The organism is Sporanaerobium hydrogeniformans, from assembly GCF_002735925.1.
Taxonomy (GTDB): Bacteria; Bacillota; Clostridia; order Lachnospirales; family Cellulosilyticaceae; genus Sporanaerobium; species Sporanaerobium hydrogeniformans.
The window spans coordinates 21,572-39,523 of the sequence record NZ_PEDL01000012.1; the positions used below are offsets into that span (position 1 = coordinate 21,572).

Annotated in this window: 18 protein-coding genes; 14 read left to right on the forward strand and 4 right to left on the reverse strand. The window is 35.3% G+C overall.

What is annotated here, in order from left to right:
• Positions 1 to 42: 42 nt before the first annotated feature.
• The 13 genes from CS063_RS11240 to CS063_RS11300 all read left to right on the forward strand — a co-directional run bounded on the left by CS063_RS11240 (position 43) and on the right by CS063_RS11300 (position 11,748).
• Entirely contained in the window at positions 43 to 801 is a 759-nt protein-coding gene (locus CS063_RS11240; RefSeq protein ID WP_099449794.1) for an IclR family transcriptional regulator, read from the forward strand.
• A 299-nt stretch (positions 802 to 1,100) separates the two neighbouring features.
• Positions 1,101 to 2,135 carry a sialidase family protein gene (locus tag CS063_RS11245; protein ID WP_308415496.1) on the forward strand — a complete coding sequence of 345 codons (1,035 nt, stop codon included), beginning with the start codon at positions 1,101 to 1,103 and terminating at the stop codon, positions 2,133 to 2,135.
• Complete coding sequence (locus CS063_RS11250; RefSeq protein ID WP_099449795.1) at positions 2,135 to 3,046, forward strand: dihydrodipicolinate synthase family protein; 912 nt, start codon at positions 2,135 to 2,137, stop codon at positions 3,044 to 3,046. The genes CS063_RS11245 and CS063_RS11250 overlap by 1 nt, the downstream gene beginning before the upstream one ends.
• 15 nt (positions 3,047 to 3,061) lie before the next feature.
• On the forward strand, positions 3,062 to 4,030 hold the full coding sequence (locus CS063_RS11255; RefSeq protein ID WP_099449796.1) for a Bug family tripartite tricarboxylate transporter substrate binding protein: 969 nt from the start codon (positions 3,062 to 3,064) through the stop codon (positions 4,028 to 4,030).
• A gap of 64 nt (positions 4,031 to 4,094) precedes the next feature.
• On the forward strand, positions 4,095 to 4,565 hold the full coding sequence (locus tag CS063_RS11260) for a tripartite tricarboxylate transporter TctB family protein (RefSeq protein WP_099449797.1): 471 nt from the start codon (positions 4,095 to 4,097) through the stop codon (positions 4,563 to 4,565).
• Between the two features lie 11 nt (positions 4,566 to 4,576).
• Entirely contained in the window at positions 4,577 to 6,076 is a 1,500-nt protein-coding gene (locus CS063_RS11265) for a tripartite tricarboxylate transporter permease (protein WP_099449798.1), read from the forward strand.
• Positions 6,077 to 6,088: 12 nt separating this feature from the next.
• A complete protein-coding gene (locus CS063_RS11270) occupies positions 6,089 to 6,532 on the forward strand; it encodes a YhcH/YjgK/YiaL family protein (RefSeq protein ID WP_099449799.1) in 444 nt (147 codons plus the stop codon).
• Positions 6,533 to 6,823: 291 nt separating this feature from the next.
• Positions 6,824 to 7,609 carry a 7alpha-hydroxysteroid dehydrogenase gene (hdhA, locus tag CS063_RS11275; protein ID WP_099449800.1) on the forward strand — a complete coding sequence of 262 codons (786 nt, stop codon included), beginning with the start codon at positions 6,824 to 6,826 and terminating at the stop codon, positions 7,607 to 7,609.
• 28 nt (positions 7,610 to 7,637) lie between these two features.
• Positions 7,638 to 8,561 (forward strand): thioredoxin-disulfide reductase, encoded by a 924-nt coding sequence (gene trxB, locus CS063_RS11280; protein ID WP_099449801.1) that lies wholly within the window; start codon positions 7,638 to 7,640, stop codon positions 8,559 to 8,561.
• A gap of 14 nt (positions 8,562 to 8,575) precedes the next feature.
• Complete coding sequence (locus tag CS063_RS11285; protein WP_099449802.1) at positions 8,576 to 8,806, forward strand: glutaredoxin domain-containing protein; 231 nt, start codon at positions 8,576 to 8,578, stop codon at positions 8,804 to 8,806.
• Positions 8,807 to 8,894: 88 nt separating this feature from the next.
• Positions 8,895 to 9,161, forward strand: a complete 267-nt coding sequence (locus tag CS063_RS11290; RefSeq protein WP_099449803.1) for a hypothetical protein — start codon at positions 8,895 to 8,897, stop codon at positions 9,159 to 9,161.
• Between the two features lie 165 nt (positions 9,162 to 9,326).
• The gene (locus tag CS063_RS11295) at positions 9,327 to 10,382 is read left to right on the forward strand and encodes an ABC transporter substrate-binding protein (protein WP_099449804.1); all 1,056 of its coding nucleotides are present in this window, start codon (positions 9,327 to 9,329) and stop codon (positions 10,380 to 10,382) included.
• Positions 10,383 to 10,395: 13 nt separating this feature from the next.
• Positions 10,396 to 11,748 (forward strand): FAD-dependent oxidoreductase, encoded by a 1,353-nt coding sequence (locus tag CS063_RS11300; protein WP_308415497.1) that lies wholly within the window; start codon positions 10,396 to 10,398, stop codon positions 11,746 to 11,748.
• 145 nt (positions 11,749 to 11,893) lie between these two features.
• Here CS063_RS11300 and CS063_RS11305 read toward each other — a convergent pair whose 3' ends face one another.
• Genes CS063_RS11305 through CS063_RS11320 form a run of 4 tightly spaced genes read right to left on the reverse strand, consistent with a single transcriptional unit; the run spans position 11,894 to position 16,677 of the window.
• Entirely contained in the window at positions 11,894 to 13,051 is a 1,158-nt protein-coding gene (locus CS063_RS11305; protein WP_099449805.1) for a substrate-binding domain-containing protein, read from the reverse strand.
• A gap of 60 nt (positions 13,052 to 13,111) precedes the next feature.
• Entirely contained in the window at positions 13,112 to 14,158 is a 1,047-nt protein-coding gene (locus CS063_RS11310; RefSeq protein WP_099449806.1) for an ABC transporter permease, read from the reverse strand.
• Positions 14,155 to 15,162 (reverse strand): ABC transporter permease, encoded by a 1,008-nt coding sequence (locus CS063_RS11315; protein WP_099449807.1) that lies wholly within the window; start codon positions 15,160 to 15,162, stop codon positions 14,155 to 14,157. The genes CS063_RS11310 and CS063_RS11315 overlap by 4 nt, the downstream gene beginning before the upstream one ends.
• 3 nt (positions 15,163 to 15,165) lie before the next feature.
• Complete coding sequence (locus tag CS063_RS11320) at positions 15,166 to 16,677, reverse strand: sugar ABC transporter ATP-binding protein (RefSeq protein WP_099449808.1); 1,512 nt, start codon at positions 16,675 to 16,677, stop codon at positions 15,166 to 15,168.
• A gap of 356 nt (positions 16,678 to 17,033) precedes the next feature.
• Here CS063_RS11320 and CS063_RS11325 point away from each other — a divergent pair, with 356 nt between their 5' ends.
• Positions 17,034 to 17,888 carry a helix-turn-helix domain-containing protein gene (locus tag CS063_RS11325; protein WP_180270767.1) on the forward strand — a complete coding sequence of 285 codons (855 nt, stop codon included), beginning with the start codon at positions 17,034 to 17,036 and terminating at the stop codon, positions 17,886 to 17,888.
• The last annotated feature ends 64 nt before the right edge of the window (positions 17,889 to 17,952 follow it).

Below are 17,952 nucleotides of genomic sequence, written 5' to 3' on the forward strand. Positions count from 1 at the left end.
ATAAAACGTCGTTCTTTAAAAGAGAACATTGGAGGTGCGATTATGAAAGAAAACGGTGAAATAAAAGTAAAAAGCTTACAAAAAGCAATAGAGGTATTAAATTGCTTTACTAAAAAGAACTCTTTAGGAGTTACAGAAATCAGCAGCATGCTAGGATTATACAAGAGTAATGTGCATAGTATATTAACAACCTATAAAAGTATGGATTATTTGGAGCAAGACGAAGAATCCGGTAAATATCGACTAGGTCTGGGTATATTTTCATTATGTAGAGCATTAGGTGATCGTTTTTCGATTAAGCAAGTTGCAATGCCTTATTTGCAGGAAATTGCAAATTTGACTAATGAAAGGGTATACCTAGCCATTCCTAATGAGGATGAAGTGATTTATTTAGAAGCCATGTACCCAGCAGAATCAGTTAACTTAATGCGAACAATTATGGGTGAAAGTGCTAAGATGTATTGCACAGGTATAGGTAAGGCTATATTAGCTCATCTACCAATAGATGAGATAGAAGAGTATATTAGCAGAGAACTAGTAGCTTATACTGAAATGACTATAACCGATAAAGATAAATTAAAAGAGGAATTACAATTAATTAGGGTAAGAGGATATGCTATAGATAATATGGAGCATGAATATGGTATTAAATGTATAGCTATGCCTATTTTTAATAGGCAAGGAAAAGTAGAAGCTAGCATTAGCATCAGCGGTCCTTCTTTGAGATTTGAAAATGAAAGGATTGAAGAGTTAGCACAGATATTAGGTAAATATATAAAAAAAATACAAGAGCGTCTGTAATGGGAATGGATTATTTCTCTCTAAAGAAGGGAATAATCTCTTTTTTTTTACATATTCGTGCATAAAATATGTACAAAATAAACAAAAAATATTTTGTTATATTATAAATTGTTATTATTGATTATAAAAACTCAATATGCTATATTAATGTTATGAAATAAAGAACAATATACTTAATTAAAGAACGATTTAATGAATAGCTGAAAAAGCTTATTTTTTTACTTTTATAAAAGAACATTGTTCTTTAATTAAGAACGACAATCTTTTTGAGTAGGTTATGAATTAGAGGAGGTGTAAGAGTGGCTCTCTATTTGAAAAAAATAAAATATGATTTAATATTTGATTTAGATAAAATGCCATTTAAAGTATGCCATGCATCCAACATATGTAAATTACAAGATGATAGCTTATTAGTAGCATGGTTTGCAGGAGAAAAAGAAGGGTCTGATGATGTAGCTATATGGATGTCTAAGAATACAAAAGGAGTTTGGAGCCAACCCAAAAAAGTTGCACACGATATAAAGCAGCCACACTGGAATCCAGTAATCTATCAGCATGAAGATGGAAGGGTAGCCTTATTTTATAAAGTAGGTAGAGAGATTCAAACATGGTATACTAACAAAAGAGTTTCAAAGGATTATGGAGAAACCTGGAGTGAAGCGACTGAGTTGGTTGCTAATGACAGGGGAGGTAGAGGTCCTGTTAGATGTAAAATAATTACCTTGTCAGATGGAAGCATGCTTGCAGGAGCATCTATAGAAGAAGGGATTTGGAGTGCATTTACCGACCGTTCGGAGGATAAAGGTGAAACATGGGAGAAGAGTGAACCTATTACTATAGATGTTGAATATCATGGAGAAAACACTGCTACGAATAGTAACATTGAAGTTTCTGAACAATCTTTTTTTGGGAGAGGTGTTATACAGCCGACGTTATGGGAGTCAGAAAAAGGCAGAGTCCATATGTTGTTAAGAAGTACAGAAAAAAAGATATATAGGGCTGACTCAGTAGATTATGGGAGGACATGGAGTAAAGCTTATGCCACACAGCTCCCAAATAATAATAGTGGCATAGATGTAGTTAAGTGCTCTAATGGAACGCTCATATTATGTTCAAATCCAATAGCAGAAAATTGGGGCATACGTTCACCCCTTACATTAGCTGTATCAATGGATAATGGAGAAAGCTGGACAGAACAGGTTATATTAGAAGATAAAGAAGGTGAGTTTTCTTACCCATCTATTATTTCTAGTGAGGATAAAATTTATGTTACTTATACATATGATAGAAAATCTATTGCATTTTGGGAATTTAGCTTAGAGGAGGCACAATGATGAACAACAATTTTCCAGGTGGTGTTTGGCCAGTTATGCTGACACCTTTTACGATAGAGGGAAAGGTCGACTATAAAGGACTAGAAGAACTTATTGAATGGTACAAAGATGAAGGGGTTCACGGATTATTTGCAGTCTGTCAATCCAGTGAAATGTTTTTCCTCAGCTTAGAGGAGCGCATGAAAATTGCACGATTTGTTAAAGAAAAAGCAGGAAATTTACCAGTTATCGCCTCAGGACATGTTTCAGATGATTTTGAAGCTCAAGTAGAAGAGTTAAAAGGAATGAGAGAAACAGGTGTTGATGCAGTCATACTTATTACTAATCGCTTAGCTAAAGAAACAGAGTCTGATGAAATTTGGATGGAAAATCTTAAAAAATTATTAGAGCATTTGCCAATGGATATGAAGTTAGGCTTTTATGAGTGTCCCTATCCTTATAAAAGGATTTTATCAAAAGAAATAACAAAATGGTGTGCAGAGACAGGGCGTTTTTATTTCCTTAAAGATACGAGCTGCGATATAGAAAGTATTAAAGCTAAACTAGAAGTATGCAAGAATACAAACCTAAAACTTTATAATGCCAATACGGCTACTTTGCTTCAATCTCTAGAGGCAGGCGCAACAGGCTATAGTGGTGTTATGGCAAACATGCAAGGTAAGCTTTATACTAAGCTGTGTGCAGACTATAGCCATGAGGATTTAACAGAGCTATCAGATATGCTTTCTATAAGTGCACTAATCGAACGCCAATGCTATCCTGTTAATGCAAAATATTATTTACAACTAGAAGGTCTAAATATTACAACAAAATGCCGTGTAAAGGATGAAAAGGAATTACTGACAACCTTTAAAGAAGAAGTAAAAATGTTAAGAAGAATAACTCAAAAAGCAAACAAATTATATTTATAAAAGGAGAGGGTAATTATGAAAAAGAGAATTTTATTATTAGGTCTAGTAACAGCATTAGTATCAGGAGCAATGGTAGGATGTGGGGGGCAAAAGCCTTATCCAAAAGCAGGGGACGTAACCGTTATTGTGCCAAAGGCGCCAGGTGGAGGAACAGATACTGCTGCAAGGGGATTAGTACAGTACATGAAACCAAACTTAGAAGGTGTTAACTTCGTGGTAACCAATAAACCAGATGGTGGTGGTGTAACAGGAATGGTTGAAACAGCTAAGGCTAAGGCAGACGGCTATACATTAGGTCTAGTGACAGTGGAACTAGCTATGTTTCCACATCAAGGCAAAGCCAATGTAACCTTTGAAGATTACATACCAATATGTGCACCGATTGCTGCACCAGCGGCACTTGTAGTACCAGCAGATGCACCTTATGATAATTTAGATGAATTTGTAGCATACTGCAAAGAAAATCCAGATCAAATTCAAGTGGGGAACTCTGGGGTAGGGGCTATTTGGCATAGTGCAGCCCTTGCTTTTGAAGAAGAATTTGATGTTTCATTAAAACACATTCCTTATCCAAATGGGACAGCAGATATTGCAGCAGCTTTAACAGGTGGACACATTAATGCAACCATGGCAGACCCTTCTAGTTTTAAAAGTCAGGTAGAAGCAGGTAGTCTTAAAATTCTTGGTATTATGGCAGATAATCGCTCAGCTATTTACCCAGATGTACCAACCTTCAAAGAGTTAGGTTATGATATGACAATTCGTGCATGGGCAGCCTTAGTTGCACCAAAGGATACACCATCAGAAATAGTGGAACAATTAAGAGCAGCAGCTAAGGTAACTTGTGAATCAGAAGAATTCAAAAATTACTTTGCTAATCAAGGAATTGATCCTCAGGCTATTATTGGAGAGGATTGTTATGAAATGATGCAAGAAGATCATGCGATGTATGGAGAATTACTAAAAAAACTGGATATACAATAGGATAACATAAGGGGGAAGATTTCCCCCTTATAGTATCTAGTTAAGAGAGGGAGGGAATAACCTTATGGATAATATGCGCAAGTGGAACTATATCATTTCACTTATTACAGCTATCTTAGGAGCGATACTTATATTTTTATCAAGTCAGTTAGGATTTGCGTTTAATGCAAGTGGACCAGGTGCAGGCTTTTGGCCGGGTGTATTGGGCGGGATATTAGTTGTTTTAGCGGTAGCACTTTTTGGAACAAGTTTAATCAAAGGAAAAGGGTTAGAAGAAGTACCGGTTGTTTTAAATTCACCAGCAAATAAGCGGGTTTATAGCATGATGGGGATAATTGTTATTTATTGTATCTTATTAAAAACAGCAGGATTTTACCTATCTACATTGCTTTTTATTCCAAGTACTATGTACTTAATGGAAGTAAGAGATAAAAAGAAATTAATTATTATGCCACTTGTAACAGTTATTTTTATCTATATCGTATTTGGTATACTCTTAAAGACAAAATTACCAATGCCAATATTTATGAACTAGGAGGTTAGGCAATGAGTGAGATATTAGCTGCACTAGGGCAGATTTTTGTGCCTATAAATATAATCGGTCTTATATTTGGAACCTTTATTGGAATACTCATTGGTGCAATGCCGGGTTTATCTGTTAATATGGGTATTGCACTATTATTTCCCCTTACCTTTGCATTTCAAGGAATTGGTGGAATATTAATGCTTTTAGGTATTTATTGCGGAGCCATTTACGGAGGCTCTATTTCAGCCATTTTATTAAAGACACCAGGGACACCAGCATCGGCAGCAACTACCTTGGATGGTTATCCTATGGCAGTTAAATATAAACAGCCTGGACGTGCACTTGGGCTCTCTACATTTGGTAGTATGTTTGGAGGTATCTTTAGTACCATTTGTCTTATATTACTTGCGCCACAGCTGGCAAAGGTAGCGTTGCAATTTTCGAAACCAGAGTATTTTGCTTTAGCTATCTTTGGAATTAGTATCATTACTAGCGTTTCTTCAGGTTCTATCTTAAAAGGAATAATAGGGGGTGTAATAGGTTTATTTATTTCCACCATAGGTATTGATGCTATGAGTGGTAAGGTAAGATTTACTTTTGGCACAACTTACTTAATGGGGGGACTCTCTTTTGTACCAGTACTTATTGGCTTATTTGCCTTTTCTCAAGTTTTAGCCACTATGGAGGAGTGCTATAAAAAGCCCTATGAAAAGTATGATGTAACTATTAATAAGGTATTTCCTAGCCCTTCAGATATTAAAAGGGTGTTTGTAACTCTTATTAGGTCTTCGTTTATTGGGACTTTTATAGGGTGTGTACCAGGCACAGGTGGAGATATTGCCTCTTTTATTTCCTATGATCAAGCAAAGAGATGGTCAAAATATAAAGATAACTTTGGAAATGGTGAACCAGAAGGGATCATAGCACCGGAAGCAGGAAACAATGCTGTATCTGGAGGGGCAATGATTCCTATGTTAACTTTAGGGATTCCAGGGGATGGTGCTACAGCTATTATGTTAGGGGCACTTATGGTACAAGGCTTACAACCAGGTCCACTACTTTTTACACAACATGCTTCTTCTGTATATGCTATTTTTATAGGTTTATTACTAGCCAATATAGTAATGGGTTTTTTTGGTTTTTCACTTATCCGTATATTCACAAAGGTTATTAATATCCCTAAGGAAATATTATTACCTATTGTATTTACGCTTACTTTTGTAGGGGCGTATTCCTATAATAATTCAATTAATGATGTGTTTGTAATGGTGTTTTTTGGATTTTTAGGGTATTTTCTTAATAAGATGCAGTTCTCTATGTCGGCTATTGTTATTGGTATTATATTAGGAGCTATGGCAGAAGCCAACTTTAGAGGTTCATTAATTATGAGTGATGGAAGTTTAGCTATATTTATAACACGACCTATTTGTGCCATATTTTTGTTTATCTCCCTATTATCACTTTTAGCACCGCTCTATGCACCTTTTATAAAAAAATTATTTAAAAAAGCAAAAGCTTAGTAGGAGGAGAAGATGGTTTTAACACAGATCGAACATCTTTATCGCTATAGGCAGCTCATACCTGCTTTAGAAGAAGTAATTACACTTTTTGACTCACTTAAAAGTTATCAGGTAGGTAGATATGAACTTGAACATGGGTTTTATATGATTCAAAGGGGGATTACTAAACCCATTGAAGAAGTAATGTTTGAGGCACATGAAAAATACATAGATATACAGTATTTAGTACAAGGAAAAGAATTACTGGAATGGAATGAAAGAAGTAAACTAGTATGTAAAAAAGCTTATGATGAGGACAAAGATATTTCACTGTACGAAGGAATAGGGACGCAAATCAAGATAAAAGAAGGAATGTGTTATATTTTATGGCCAGAAGATGCACATAAAGCTTGTGTACATGTTGGTCAAAGAGAGGAATATACTAAGATAGTTATGAAATTAAAAGTTTACGACTAAAAGAGGGAAACCTCTTTTTTTATTATAAAAAATTAAGGCAAGGTTTATAAATAAAGTATGTGAAGCCTAGATAGAAGTTGTTGCATAAAACAGGTATCGAAAGAAGAAGCTAAGGGATAGTTACAAAAAAGTGCCTAATTGAGTAATAGGCCATTTTAGATTAAGATAAAAATATACAAAGTACAAAATATAATTTAAAAGCAAGTTGAAAGTCGATAAGAATAATAAAAGTAGGACGAGTAAACGCTATAAAGGACTAAAATTTTATAGACATTAAAAGAGGTGACTCAGATGAATAAATTAGCAGGTAAAGTAGCCATTGTTACGGCATCTACAAAAGGAATAGGGCTTGCATCGGCTACGATTTTAGCCAAAGAAGGAGCAATCGTTTATCTTGCAGCTCGCTCAGAGGAGCTAGCACGTGAAGCAATAGAAACAATTAAAGAAGAAGGTGGGATTGCTAAGTTTGTTTATTTTAATGCCAGAGAAGAAGGCACATATACTTCTATGGTAGACCAAGTAGCTGAAGCAGAAGGAAGGCTAGACATATTAGTTAATAATTATGGTGCAACAGATGTTAAAAAGGATAAAAACCTTACACAAGGTGATACAGAGGAGTTCTTTAAAATACTTAAAGATAATGTGCAAAGTGTTTACTTGCCTTCAAAAGCTGCCATTCCTTATATGGAAAAAAGTGGTGGAGGAAGTATCGTTAATATTTCAACCATAGGTTCCGTGGTACCCGATATATCAAGAACAGCCTACTGTGTATCAAAAGCAGCGATTAATTCTCTTACACAGAATATTGCTTTACAATATGCAAGGCAAAATATACGCTGCAATGCTGTGTTGCCTGGTTTAATAGGTACAAAGGCAGCACTAGAAAATATGAGTGATGCCTTTAGGGAATCTTTTTTACGCCATGTCCCACTCAATAGGGTAGGTAAACCAGAGGATATAGCTAAAGCTGTACTTTATTATGCATCAGAGGATTCAAGCTTTGTAACAGGCATGATTCATGAAGTGGCAGGAGGTTTTGCACTAGGCACTCCTCAGTATGCGGAATATTTAGGTTAGTAAAGTCGAAATTTATAAGGAGGAGACTATGAAGCCCATTAAAGAGATCGATCTTATGATTATCGGCGCAGGACCTGCAGGTTTGACTGCTGCTATCTATGCAGCCAGAGCAGGACTTCAGACCCTCGTCTTAGAGAATAACATTATAGGTGGTCAAGTAAGACTTAGTTATACAATAGAAAATTATCCAGGCTTTGAAGAGATTAAAGGAAATGAACTAGCAGATAAAATGGAAGAGCAAGCAGTCAAGGCAGGTGCCCAAATTGATGAATTTGATTTTATAGAAAAGGTTTCTTTAAAAGACCATGAGAAACTTATTGAGACCGGTGATTGCCTTTATAAACCTCAAGCTGTTATTATTGCCACAGGTGCGAATCCTAAGAAGCTTCCTATTCCAAGTGAGCAAAAATATTTAGGTAAGGGAGTTCACTACTGTGGAGTATGTGATGGTGCCAGCTATAAAGATGAAGTCATAGCTGTTGTAGGTGGTGGGAATGCTGCCTTAGAAGAAGCTGTTTTTTTGTCAAAGCTAGCCAAAAAGGTAATTATTATCAGAAGACACAACTACTTTAAAGGAGAAGCTAAAGCATTAGAAGCAGTAGAAAACACTCCTAATATAGAGATTATGTATAATTGGGATCTTGTAGATGTCCAAGGTGAGAAATTTGTAGACAGTGCAAGGATCAAAAATACACAGACTCATGAAGTAAAGGAAATAGCGCTTAAAGCAGTTTTTGGCTATATTGGCACTGAGCCTAAAACAGACTTATTTAAAGAGAGTATTCACTTGACACCTTCTAAATATATTCCAACCAATGAGAAAATGGAGACGAATATTAAAGGAGTTTATGCAGCTGGTGATGTAAGAGAAAAGGAATTTAGACAGATTACAACAGCTGTAGCAGATGGCACGATAGCTGCCCTTCAGGCAGAAAAATATATTACAAAATAAAAGGAGAGAGTGAAATGATAAAAGTATATTCAGTAGAGTGGTGTGGACCTTGTAATAAAGTAAAAAAATATTTGGATAGTAAAAATGTACCTTATGAAGTAGTTACTGTAGCAGATGCAAAGGAAGATAGAGACATTGTTCTGCAAGTTTCAGGTCAAAGATCTGTACCTGTTACAACGATTAATGAACATGTGATTATTGGTTTTGATAAAGAGGAAATTGATAAAGCTTTAGCAGAAAGCTAATAGGAGTTGGGTGTAATTAAGATAAGCTATTTAAATGCATGCATAGTATTACTAAATGCGCAAATAATACCTCTAAGAGGTGATTATAATGGATGATAAAAAACAAAAATTTGAAGAAATGCAAAACAAGATAGAAGGCTTTACTCACAAAGTAATGGATGATGCAGAAGAGCTAGGTTATAAAGCCTTAGATGGTATGGAGGAGCTTGGACATAAGGCTATTGCTGGTAGTGAGTATGTAGGTAAAAAAGCTGTTCAAGGTGTAAAGGATATTAAAAAGGGTGCTCAAAATATGCTAGGTAAAGCATTGCAGGGCATGGAACAGATGGAAGATAAGATAAAGAACAGAAAATAAGTATGAAAAGTATTTAAAAAGAGGTATCCCTGTGCAAGCTTTCAAAGACTTGTATAGGGATACCTCTTTCTCTTTATAGGATAGATAAGCATTATTATCTTAATACAACATATGCTATATTATACATAGGACAAATAGAATCAGCACAATGAAAGGACAAGTAAAATGAATAAGTTTAAAAAAGTAGTAAGTTTAGTAGGGGTTGTACTTGTAGCAGGGATGTTAATGACGGGGTGTAGTAAAGGACGTTCAGAATCCATTACCTTTTTTAATTATGGAGCGAATATAGATGATGAGACCTTAAAGCAATTTGAAGAGGAGTATGGTATACAGGTCAAGATGGATACCTTTGATGATATGGATACTATGTATCTAAAAATTGCTGGGAGTGACCTTAAATATGATGTTATTTTAGTTTCAGATGCACTTATGCCAACAATGATTAAGGAAGGTTTACTTCAAGAGCTTAACAAGGAGCATATACCTAATATTACGCAAATAGATGAGGAGTATTTGGACTTAAGTATAGACCCAGGTAATCAATATTCTATACCCTATATGTTTGGAACGATAGGAATAATCTACGATAAAAATGTGGTGACACAGGAGGTAGATAGTTGGGATATATTATGGGATGAACAGTATAGGGATAAGGTGTTTATGTTTGATACCTATAGGGATACGATAGGAGTAGCTTTAAAGAAGCTAAATTATTCTCTTAACTCGGACAACCCAGAAGAGCTTGAAGAAGCTAAAAAGCTTCTATTAGAGCAAAGAAAACGAGTTGACCCCAAATATGGTGTGGATAATGGTACAACAATGATAGCAACAGGAGAAACTTCTATTAATATGATTTGGTCTGGTGAAGGGCTTAACCTTCAAGAAGAATACCCTAATCTTGTTTATATTTTGCCCAAGGAAGGGGTGAACTTTTGGATAGATAGTTTATGTATCCCTAAAAATGCAGTAAATGTTGAAGGGGCTGAAAAGTTTATTAACTTTGTAAGCAGCAAAGAAAGTGCACTAAGAATAGCTGATGAAATCGGCTATACAACACCCAACAAAGAAGCGAGATTAGAACAACCAGAGCATGTGAGAAATAATCCTAATGCGTATATGACAAAAGAAATGATGGAGTTAAGTGAATTATATGTCCCACTCCCACTTGATGTAAGACAGCTATACGATAGTATTTGGACACAAATTAAAGTAAATGAATAAAAGAGGGTAATAAATGATGAAATTAACGTTAGATAAAGAAGGGTTAAGTGGAAAAGTAATTACCCGAGAAAATCCTTATTATGAAACAGCTAGGACAATGTGGAATAGAGCCATTCAGAGCTATCCCTTAGCAATTGTTTATTGCAATAATGAGGAGGATGTTAAAAACAGCATACTTTGGGCAAGAAAGCATCAAGTACCTATTCGTATAAGAAGTGGAGGTCATCATTATGAGGGCTACTCTACAGGTAATGATGTTTTAGTGATAGATGTAAGCAAGATGCAAGGCATCCTACTAGATGAATCAGCAAAAAAAATTACGATTGAAGGGGGAGTTAGAAATCGAGAGCTTTACGAGTTTTTAGGAGCAAGAGGTTATCCTTTTCCGGGAGGAGGTTGTCCTACAGTAGGGGTAGTAGGCTTTGCCCTGGGTGGGGGGTGGAGTTACTCAGGCAGGATGTATGGATTAGCTTGTGATTGTATAGTAGAAGCAAGATTAATTAACTATGAAGGAAAGCTAATCATTGCTAATGAGAAAGAGAATAGGGAGTTGCTTTGGGCACTTAAAGGCAGTGGTGGTGGACAGTTTGGCGTTATAACGAGTATGACCTTTGCCTTATCACCTCAAAAACAAGAAGCAACACTTATAAGAATAGAGTATAGCCATGTAACGAGATTAGATCAGATAAAGATGTTTCAGCTCTGGCAAAATCAAATAGAGAGTATGTGTCATGAAGCAAACTTCAAGTTAAGTTTTTATCATTCCAAAACTAAGGGCTTAGGTATGCTTTTGATAGGGATTTGTTATGACAATACTGAGAAGGCACACAAGATCATAGAACCTTTTATTAAGTTAGGCTACAAGCTTCAAGTCCTAGTACAGTCTATGTCTGTATTAGAAGTAAATCGCTGGATTCAAGATGCACACCCCGACTTTGAGCACTATAAATCTTCAGGGCGTTTTGTAAAAGAGAAGTTCAATAGCAAGCAGATACAGAACCTCTTAGAATGTATAGAGGAATTGGCAGAAGGAGCAGTTTATACGGCCTTATCCTGTTATGGAATGGGAGGAGAGATGTTAAAACCTAAAAAAGAAGAGGTAGCTTTTAGCTATAGGGATAGTCGCTATATACTTGGTTTTCAAACGGTGTGGGAAGATAATAGTTATAGTATAGCAAATCAATTTTGGTTTAAGGAACGCTTTAAAAGAATAGAACAACAAACCTGTGGATCATTTGTAAACTTTCCGGCTAGTGAAATACAAAATTATCAAAAGGCTTATTGGGCAGAAGCCTATTTAAAATTAAGTCAACTAAAAAACAAATATGATCCTGATGGCGTTTTTGACTTTGAGCAAACGCTATAAAACTATAAAAAGTAGACTTATATATAATATTCAGGGCAGATAGCGCCTAGCCCACTTCGCCACTTAGAAATCCCCCTTTTAAAACAGTTCCTATGTAAGAAACAAGAACTGGTTTAAGAAGGGGGTTCAATTTATAGTACAAAAATTATAATTTGCTAATCCAAGTTTTCATATTGCCTTTGTGGAATACATAAGGCATACCTTCATAAACTAATGAGCCATCGTCAGCTGGATGTTGTATAGCTTCGAAAGTTCTTTCAGGATATTCACCAAATGCTTTTAAAGAAAATTTGCTTCCTACTTTTCCGTCAAAGGAACCATCAAGAGCGCCTAAGACAGCACCAGCAGAAACACGACCTAAATCGATAACATCCCAAAGCATCATGTAAGGGCATACAAAGTCGAAGGAATTATCAGATGCTTCTTTGGGCATAAATGTTTGCATTTCACTTGGCAGACCTAAGCCTGTTAATTTGATAGAACTATTAGAAGATTTTAATGTTTGACCAGCAGCCGCCATACCTACTGTTGTAGGAGAAATAATAACATCTACTTTGCCTTCTGCCACAAATGCTTGAGCTTGTGTAGTACTTTCAGTAAGGTCATCATTTCCATATTTTTTATCTAAAGATGGGCTTACCTTACCTTGATACATAGGGAGCTGTAATTCTTTTTCCATCATAGCAATCCAACCATTTTGTACAGGGGTATCAATAGAAGCAGAAAGTACACCGAATTTAATTTCTTTACCAGAATAAGTTGCTAAAGCAGTTTCAGCAGCCTTTGCTATATTGCCATCAGAGGGGTATTCTTGACCGAGAGCAATTAAAGTAGCACATTGTATCAAAGAACTACCAATTCCTTCTTGGCTAGTAGGGTCAATATGTGTGGTACGAAGCTCAGGATTGAGTTTGGAGTCTACAGATACCACTTTAATACCAGCTTTTTCAGCTTTAGCTAATACATCATTATACCCAGTGTCTCCATTAGTAGAAATAGTAAGAGAAGCAACTTTTTGTGTAATCATTTCATCAATTAATTGAACCTGGGCTGCAACAGTCGTTTCGGCAGGACTTTTGTATACAGCTTCTTTACCAGCCGCAGTAATTACTTCCTGGAATCCTTCATACATTAAATCTCCAAAAGTGTTTCCTGTACTTTTGAACATAAATACATGTTTACCAGCAAGGTTATTTGAAGATGCTGTTCCGGATGAAGAAGCTTTTGAACCACAGCCAGCTAGAGTGCCTATTGCTAAAGCGACAGAAGTTCCTAATACTAAGAATTTTTTCCAAGATTTCATTTTGATTCCTCCTAAAAATTTGGATTTTTTATATAAAGTAGTACGTGCTACTTAATATACCTATTTTGTTACGGAAGCTTTTTTACTTTTACCTGATAAGTTTTGCTTGAATTGTTTTATGGATTCCTTATTAATATGAGGGATTAATATAGCTAGAATGAGTATAAGCCCAATAAGAATCTTTCTTGAGTTAGCATCTACGCCCATAAGTCCTAATGTATAAATGAGAAAAGCCATAATCAAAGTAGCAATTACTGGGCCATAAACTCTTCCTTTACCACCATTTGTAGAGATGCCTCCAAGTACACAAATGGCAATGACGTTAAGTTCATAGCCTGTTCCCATTGTGGAACTTACACCTCCGCCCATACGGCCTACAAAGAAAATGGAAGATATACCAGCCATTAGCCCCATAATAGTAAATACAAGAATTTGTATACCATCAACATTTATTCCAGAGTAGAGAGTGGTTGTTGGATTGTTTCCTATCATGTAGAGTTCACGGCCGAATTTAGAATGGTGAAGAATAATCCCAAATATTGTTGCTGCAATAAGAAAGAAAATCAGTGAAATAGGGATGCCCAATAAGTTTTCCCATGCTACAGTTGAATAGAATTTGGGAAAGTTTTTTAAAACATTTACATCTAAAATAATTTTTACAATTCCCCTAAAGAGCATAGAGGTAGAAATAGTGACGATAACAGCAGGCATTTTAAGCTTTGCAATAAGTAAACCATTAAAAATCCCACAAATACCACCTGCTAAAATCCCACAAATTACACAAAGAAAGGAGGGAAAATTGGCATCCATCATGAGGCCTGTGACCATAGAGCAGACTATCATAATAGAAGCCACAGAAACATCAATAGCACCTATCATTAATACAAAAATCATAGCTAGTACCATAAAAGAAAGATCCATACCCGATTGAATAATAGATGAAAGGGTACCATTAGCAAAATATAATGAGGGTTGAGAAATAATTAGGGCAATATTGATAATAAGTAATATATAAATCAAGATCATTTCCCAACTTATAAGAAATTTGGAGAGTTTAAAGGTATCCTTAACAGTTAAATCTCTTGAAATTAGTTTTGGATTACTCATATTAATTTACCTCTTTCTTTAAGGATATTTTTTTCACCCGTTTTTAGGACATAGATATTGATACCAACGGCTATAATGATAATTGCACCTTGGATAGCGTCTTGCCATACACTAAGCCCTGGCAACAAGCTAATAAAGTAAGAGATAATGCTCATAATAAGGGTACCAATAACAACGCCGTCTATGCGGCCTTTACCACCTGTAATGCTTACCCCTCCTAATATACAAATAGCAATAGCCTGCATTTCAAAACCTTCTCCCATGCCGTAGTAGCAAATAGAGAAGTTGGCAGTATAAAGCATTCCAGCAAGACCAGCTAAAGCACCTGCGATAGAATAAGCGAGCATTTTAATATTGGCAGGTTTAATACCAGAAATAACAGCAGAGTCCTGATTTGTTCCGATGGCATAAATTCTTCTGCCAGGGCGGGTATAGCCTAAGAAAATTCCTCCTAGAATAAAAACAATAACTGTAAACCATATAATACTATGTACACCCAAAATTCTTTTATCTGCAAAGGCAACATAACCTTCAGTAAATTGGTGAGGGAAAAGCCAGTTTCCTCCACTCATCAAAAACGCCAAGCCACGGTAGACATACATGGTTCCTAAAGTAGCAATAAGAGGAATCATTTTTAACTTTCCTACTAAAAAGCCATTGATAAACCCACAAAGACTACCTACTACAACCGCAAGAATGACCCAGAAGATAGCAGGAATAGAGGGGTTTTTATTCATCAGTACAGAGGTAACAACACCCGTTAGAGCAAGGGTAGAAGCAACGGATAAATCAATCCCTCCTGTTAGGATAACAAGCATCATTCCAGAAGCTAAAAGTGCATAAACTGCATTATTACGAAGCATGGAGATGATGGAGTCTAAAGTAAACATAGAGGGGGTAAGTAGAGCTGCTGCAGCTAGTAGGATACCTAAACAGATAAGTAGTCCAAACTGCTTATAACTTGTAAATGGATATAAAATAGATGATTTATTTTGTTTTGACATATGTTAAGCCCCCTGTTCTGTATCTGAATGCTTCATAAGAGAAGCTTCTAATATCTTTTCTTGAGTAGCATCGGCAATTGCAAATTCACCTGTTACACGACCTGACTTCATAACTACGATACGGTCAGCAGTACCTAGCACCTCAGGCATTTCAGAAGAAACAACGATAATGGCATAGCCATTAGAAGCAAGTTCATTCATGATTTCATAAATAGAATATTTAGCTCCTACATCGATACCCTTAGTTGGCTCATCTAAAATCAGCACTTTTAAATCACAGCTTAACAATTTTGAGAAAACAACTTTTTGTTGGTTTCCGCCAGATAATGAGGAAGGAGGAGCAACAATATCCTTAGCCTTAACCTGTATCTTGCTACAAAGTTCAATTGCATTAGCGATTTCTGCTTCTTGGTCTAGTAATCCCTTTTTTAAGAAATTTTTTAGGACCGGAGCAGAAACGTTCTGATAGATAGGTAATTCACAGACTAAGCCTTGAAGTTGTCTATCTTCTGGAAGAAGTCCTATTCCATTTTTAAGGGCATCTATTGGACTTTTAATGGTTAGTTCATTACCCTCTAATAGAATGCTACCGCTATCAGCAGTCATAATGCCAAATAAGGTTTGGCATACTTCTGTGCGTCCGGCACCGACAAGACCTGTTAAAGCAAGTATCTCTCCTTTTCTTACCTTAAAAGAGATATCTTTAAAGTAACCTTCTTTAGAAAGTTTGTTTACCTCAAGTACCACATCTCCTATCTTGGAGGTTTTATGGGGGTACATTTGATCAAGCTCTCGTCCAACCATTTCTGCAATTAACTTAGAATTAGAAATTTTATCCACATCCCAAGTTCCTATGTATTGAGAATCTCTAAATACAGTAACACGCGTTGCAAGACGATACATATCTTCGAATTTATGTGTAATAAAGATAATAGAAACGCCATCATCTCTTAAGCGTTCTACAATCTGGTAGAGTTCTTCACATTCTGTCTTAGTTAAGGAAGCGGTAGGCTCATCCATGATAATGATACGCGCATCCCGAGAAAGTGCTTTGGCGATTTCTACTAGCTGTTGTTGAGCAACGCTTAATGTATTCATAGGTTTTGTTACATCAATGTCTTGACTAAGAGGAGCAATCAAAGCTTTGGCTCTCTTAGTCATAGCCGTCCAGTTATAAGTATGGAATGGAGTCATGATTTCTTGTCCCATAAAGATATTTTCGGTAACAGATAAGTCGGGAAAGGCGGTAACATGCTGATAAATAGCAGCAATGCCTAATTTGGCAGAGTCAGAAGTAGAATGAAGCGTAATAGATTCACCTTCTAATAGCATAATGCCACTATCAGGTTGGTGTACACCTGTGATGACTTTGATAAAGGTAGATTTACCCGCACCATTTTCACCCATTAGTGCATGCACTTCGCCTCTCTTTAATTGAAACTGAACATTATTTAAGGCTGTTACACCACCAAAAGTTTTTACTACATCTTTTAATTCTAAAATATAGTTACTCATAAAGTATTCCTTTCTTAGATGTTGGTGATTTTGACCAATATATTAAAGTAAGTATAAGCTTTTTTGGGCATAATTCAATATCGAAAATTATTATCTTATATTCAAATATAATTTTTATAACGAAAATAAAAAAGAGATAAGGACAAGTAAAAGAGGTCTATTCAGATAATTTGATAAAAAAATCTCAAAAAATGTTATCGAAAATAATTATTTAATATTAAGAATATATTATTATATAATAAAATATAAAAAATAATTAAATATATATTGAAATATAAAAATTATGTGTATAATTGTAGTAGAAACTTGAAAATAAGACTTGAAATTTATAAAAAATATAAATGGAGAAAACAAAGATGAGTACGCCGAAAAGAGAGTTACCTAAGCACTGCAAGGTAGTAACAAACAATGTAACTGTCCATACTCGAAGTCATCCTTTTTATATTGTTGAATATGGTTACTGTAATGAAAAGAAGTTGTTAATTGATCAAGGTGATCATAATGATATACTGATTTTATATTCTATTTCAGGAGTAGTAAGGTTTTCAAGGAATAAAGAAATAGAATATGTACAGCCAGATACGGTCGTTATTGTAGCTTGCAATGCGCCTCTTATTTTTAATAGGGTAAGTGCAGAGTGGGAGTATTTTTATATGATTATCAGTGGTTCGCATGCGAAGCTTTATTATAATTTAGTACGCAATAAATCCAATTTGATAACAGTTAACCCACTCATATATGGTGTATTGGATTGGTTTATCGAGCTCATGAATCTAAAGTCACATTCAACAGAGTATATACAAGTTACACAGAGTATGCTTGTGCATAATATTTTATATCAACTTTATCAGGTCAATTTTGATATTATAGAAGCAAAAAGTATCATTCCTGTTCATGAAACAGATGTAAATATTATTTTGAAATACATTCAAAAAAATTATAAGGAAGAATTAACCATTGATATCATCTGTAAACATGTACATTTTTCAAGGTCCTATTTCTGTAAAATTTTTAAAGAGTATACAAATGTGACGCTTCATCAATACATAAGTGAATTTCGTGTAAACAAGTCAAAGGAACTGCTATCTTACTCCAAGTTATCTATTAATGCAGTAGCGAATGCGGTAGGATTTAAAAATACACTGACTTATATTCGAGCCTTTGAGAAATATACACAGATGACTCCTACTGAGTATCGTAAACACTTTTAATAAAGAAAGAATTTAAGAAGAATTATAAATGAGAATAAAAAGGCAAAGGGAAGGGATTTTAAAC

Excerpts from the sequence above, each read along its gene's own strand:
- CS063_RS11240 (WP_099449794.1), top strand. The coding sequence starts at position 43 with ATGAAAGAAAACGGTGAAATAAAAGTAAAAAGCTTACAAAAAGCAATA.
- CS063_RS11250 (WP_099449795.1), top strand. The coding sequence starts at position 2,135 with ATGAACAACAATTTTCCAGGTGGTGTTTGGCCAGTTATGCTGACACCT.
- CS063_RS11255 (WP_099449796.1), top strand. The coding sequence starts at position 3,062 with ATGAAAAAGAGAATTTTATTATTAGGTCTAGTAACAGCATTAGTATCA.
- CS063_RS11260 (WP_099449797.1), top strand. The coding sequence starts at position 4,095 with ATGGATAATATGCGCAAGTGGAACTATATCATTTCACTTATTACAGCT.
- CS063_RS11265 (WP_099449798.1), top strand. The coding sequence starts at position 4,577 with ATGAGTGAGATATTAGCTGCACTAGGGCAGATTTTTGTGCCTATAAAT.
- CS063_RS11270 (WP_099449799.1), top strand. The coding sequence starts at position 6,089 with ATGGTTTTAACACAGATCGAACATCTTTATCGCTATAGGCAGCTCATA.
- hdhA (WP_099449800.1), top strand. The coding sequence starts at position 6,824 with ATGAATAAATTAGCAGGTAAAGTAGCCATTGTTACGGCATCTACAAAA.
- trxB (WP_099449801.1), top strand. The coding sequence starts at position 7,638 with ATGAAGCCCATTAAAGAGATCGATCTTATGATTATCGGCGCAGGACCT.
- CS063_RS11285 (WP_099449802.1), top strand. The coding sequence starts at position 8,576 with ATGATAAAAGTATATTCAGTAGAGTGGTGTGGACCTTGTAATAAAGTA.
- CS063_RS11290 (WP_099449803.1), top strand. The coding sequence starts at position 8,895 with ATGGATGATAAAAAACAAAAATTTGAAGAAATGCAAAACAAGATAGAA.
- CS063_RS11295 (WP_099449804.1), top strand. The coding sequence starts at position 9,327 with ATGAATAAGTTTAAAAAAGTAGTAAGTTTAGTAGGGGTTGTACTTGTA.
- CS063_RS11300 (WP_308415497.1), top strand. The coding sequence starts at position 10,396 with ATGATGAAATTAACGTTAGATAAAGAAGGGTTAAGTGGAAAAGTAATT.
- CS063_RS11305 (WP_099449805.1), bottom strand. The coding sequence starts at position 13,051 with ATGAAATCTTGGAAAAAATTCTTAGTATTAGGAACTTCTGTCGCTTTA.
- CS063_RS11310 (WP_099449806.1), bottom strand. The coding sequence starts at position 14,158 with ATGAGTAATCCAAAACTAATTTCAAGAGATTTAACTGTTAAGGATACC.
- CS063_RS11315 (WP_099449807.1), bottom strand. The coding sequence starts at position 15,162 with ATGTCAAAACAAAATAAATCATCTATTTTATATCCATTTACAAGTTAT.
- CS063_RS11320 (WP_099449808.1), bottom strand. The coding sequence starts at position 16,677 with ATGAGTAACTATATTTTAGAATTAAAAGATGTAGTAAAAACTTTTGGT.
- CS063_RS11325 (WP_180270767.1), top strand. The coding sequence starts at position 17,034 with ATGAGTACGCCGAAAAGAGAGTTACCTAAGCACTGCAAGGTAGTAACA.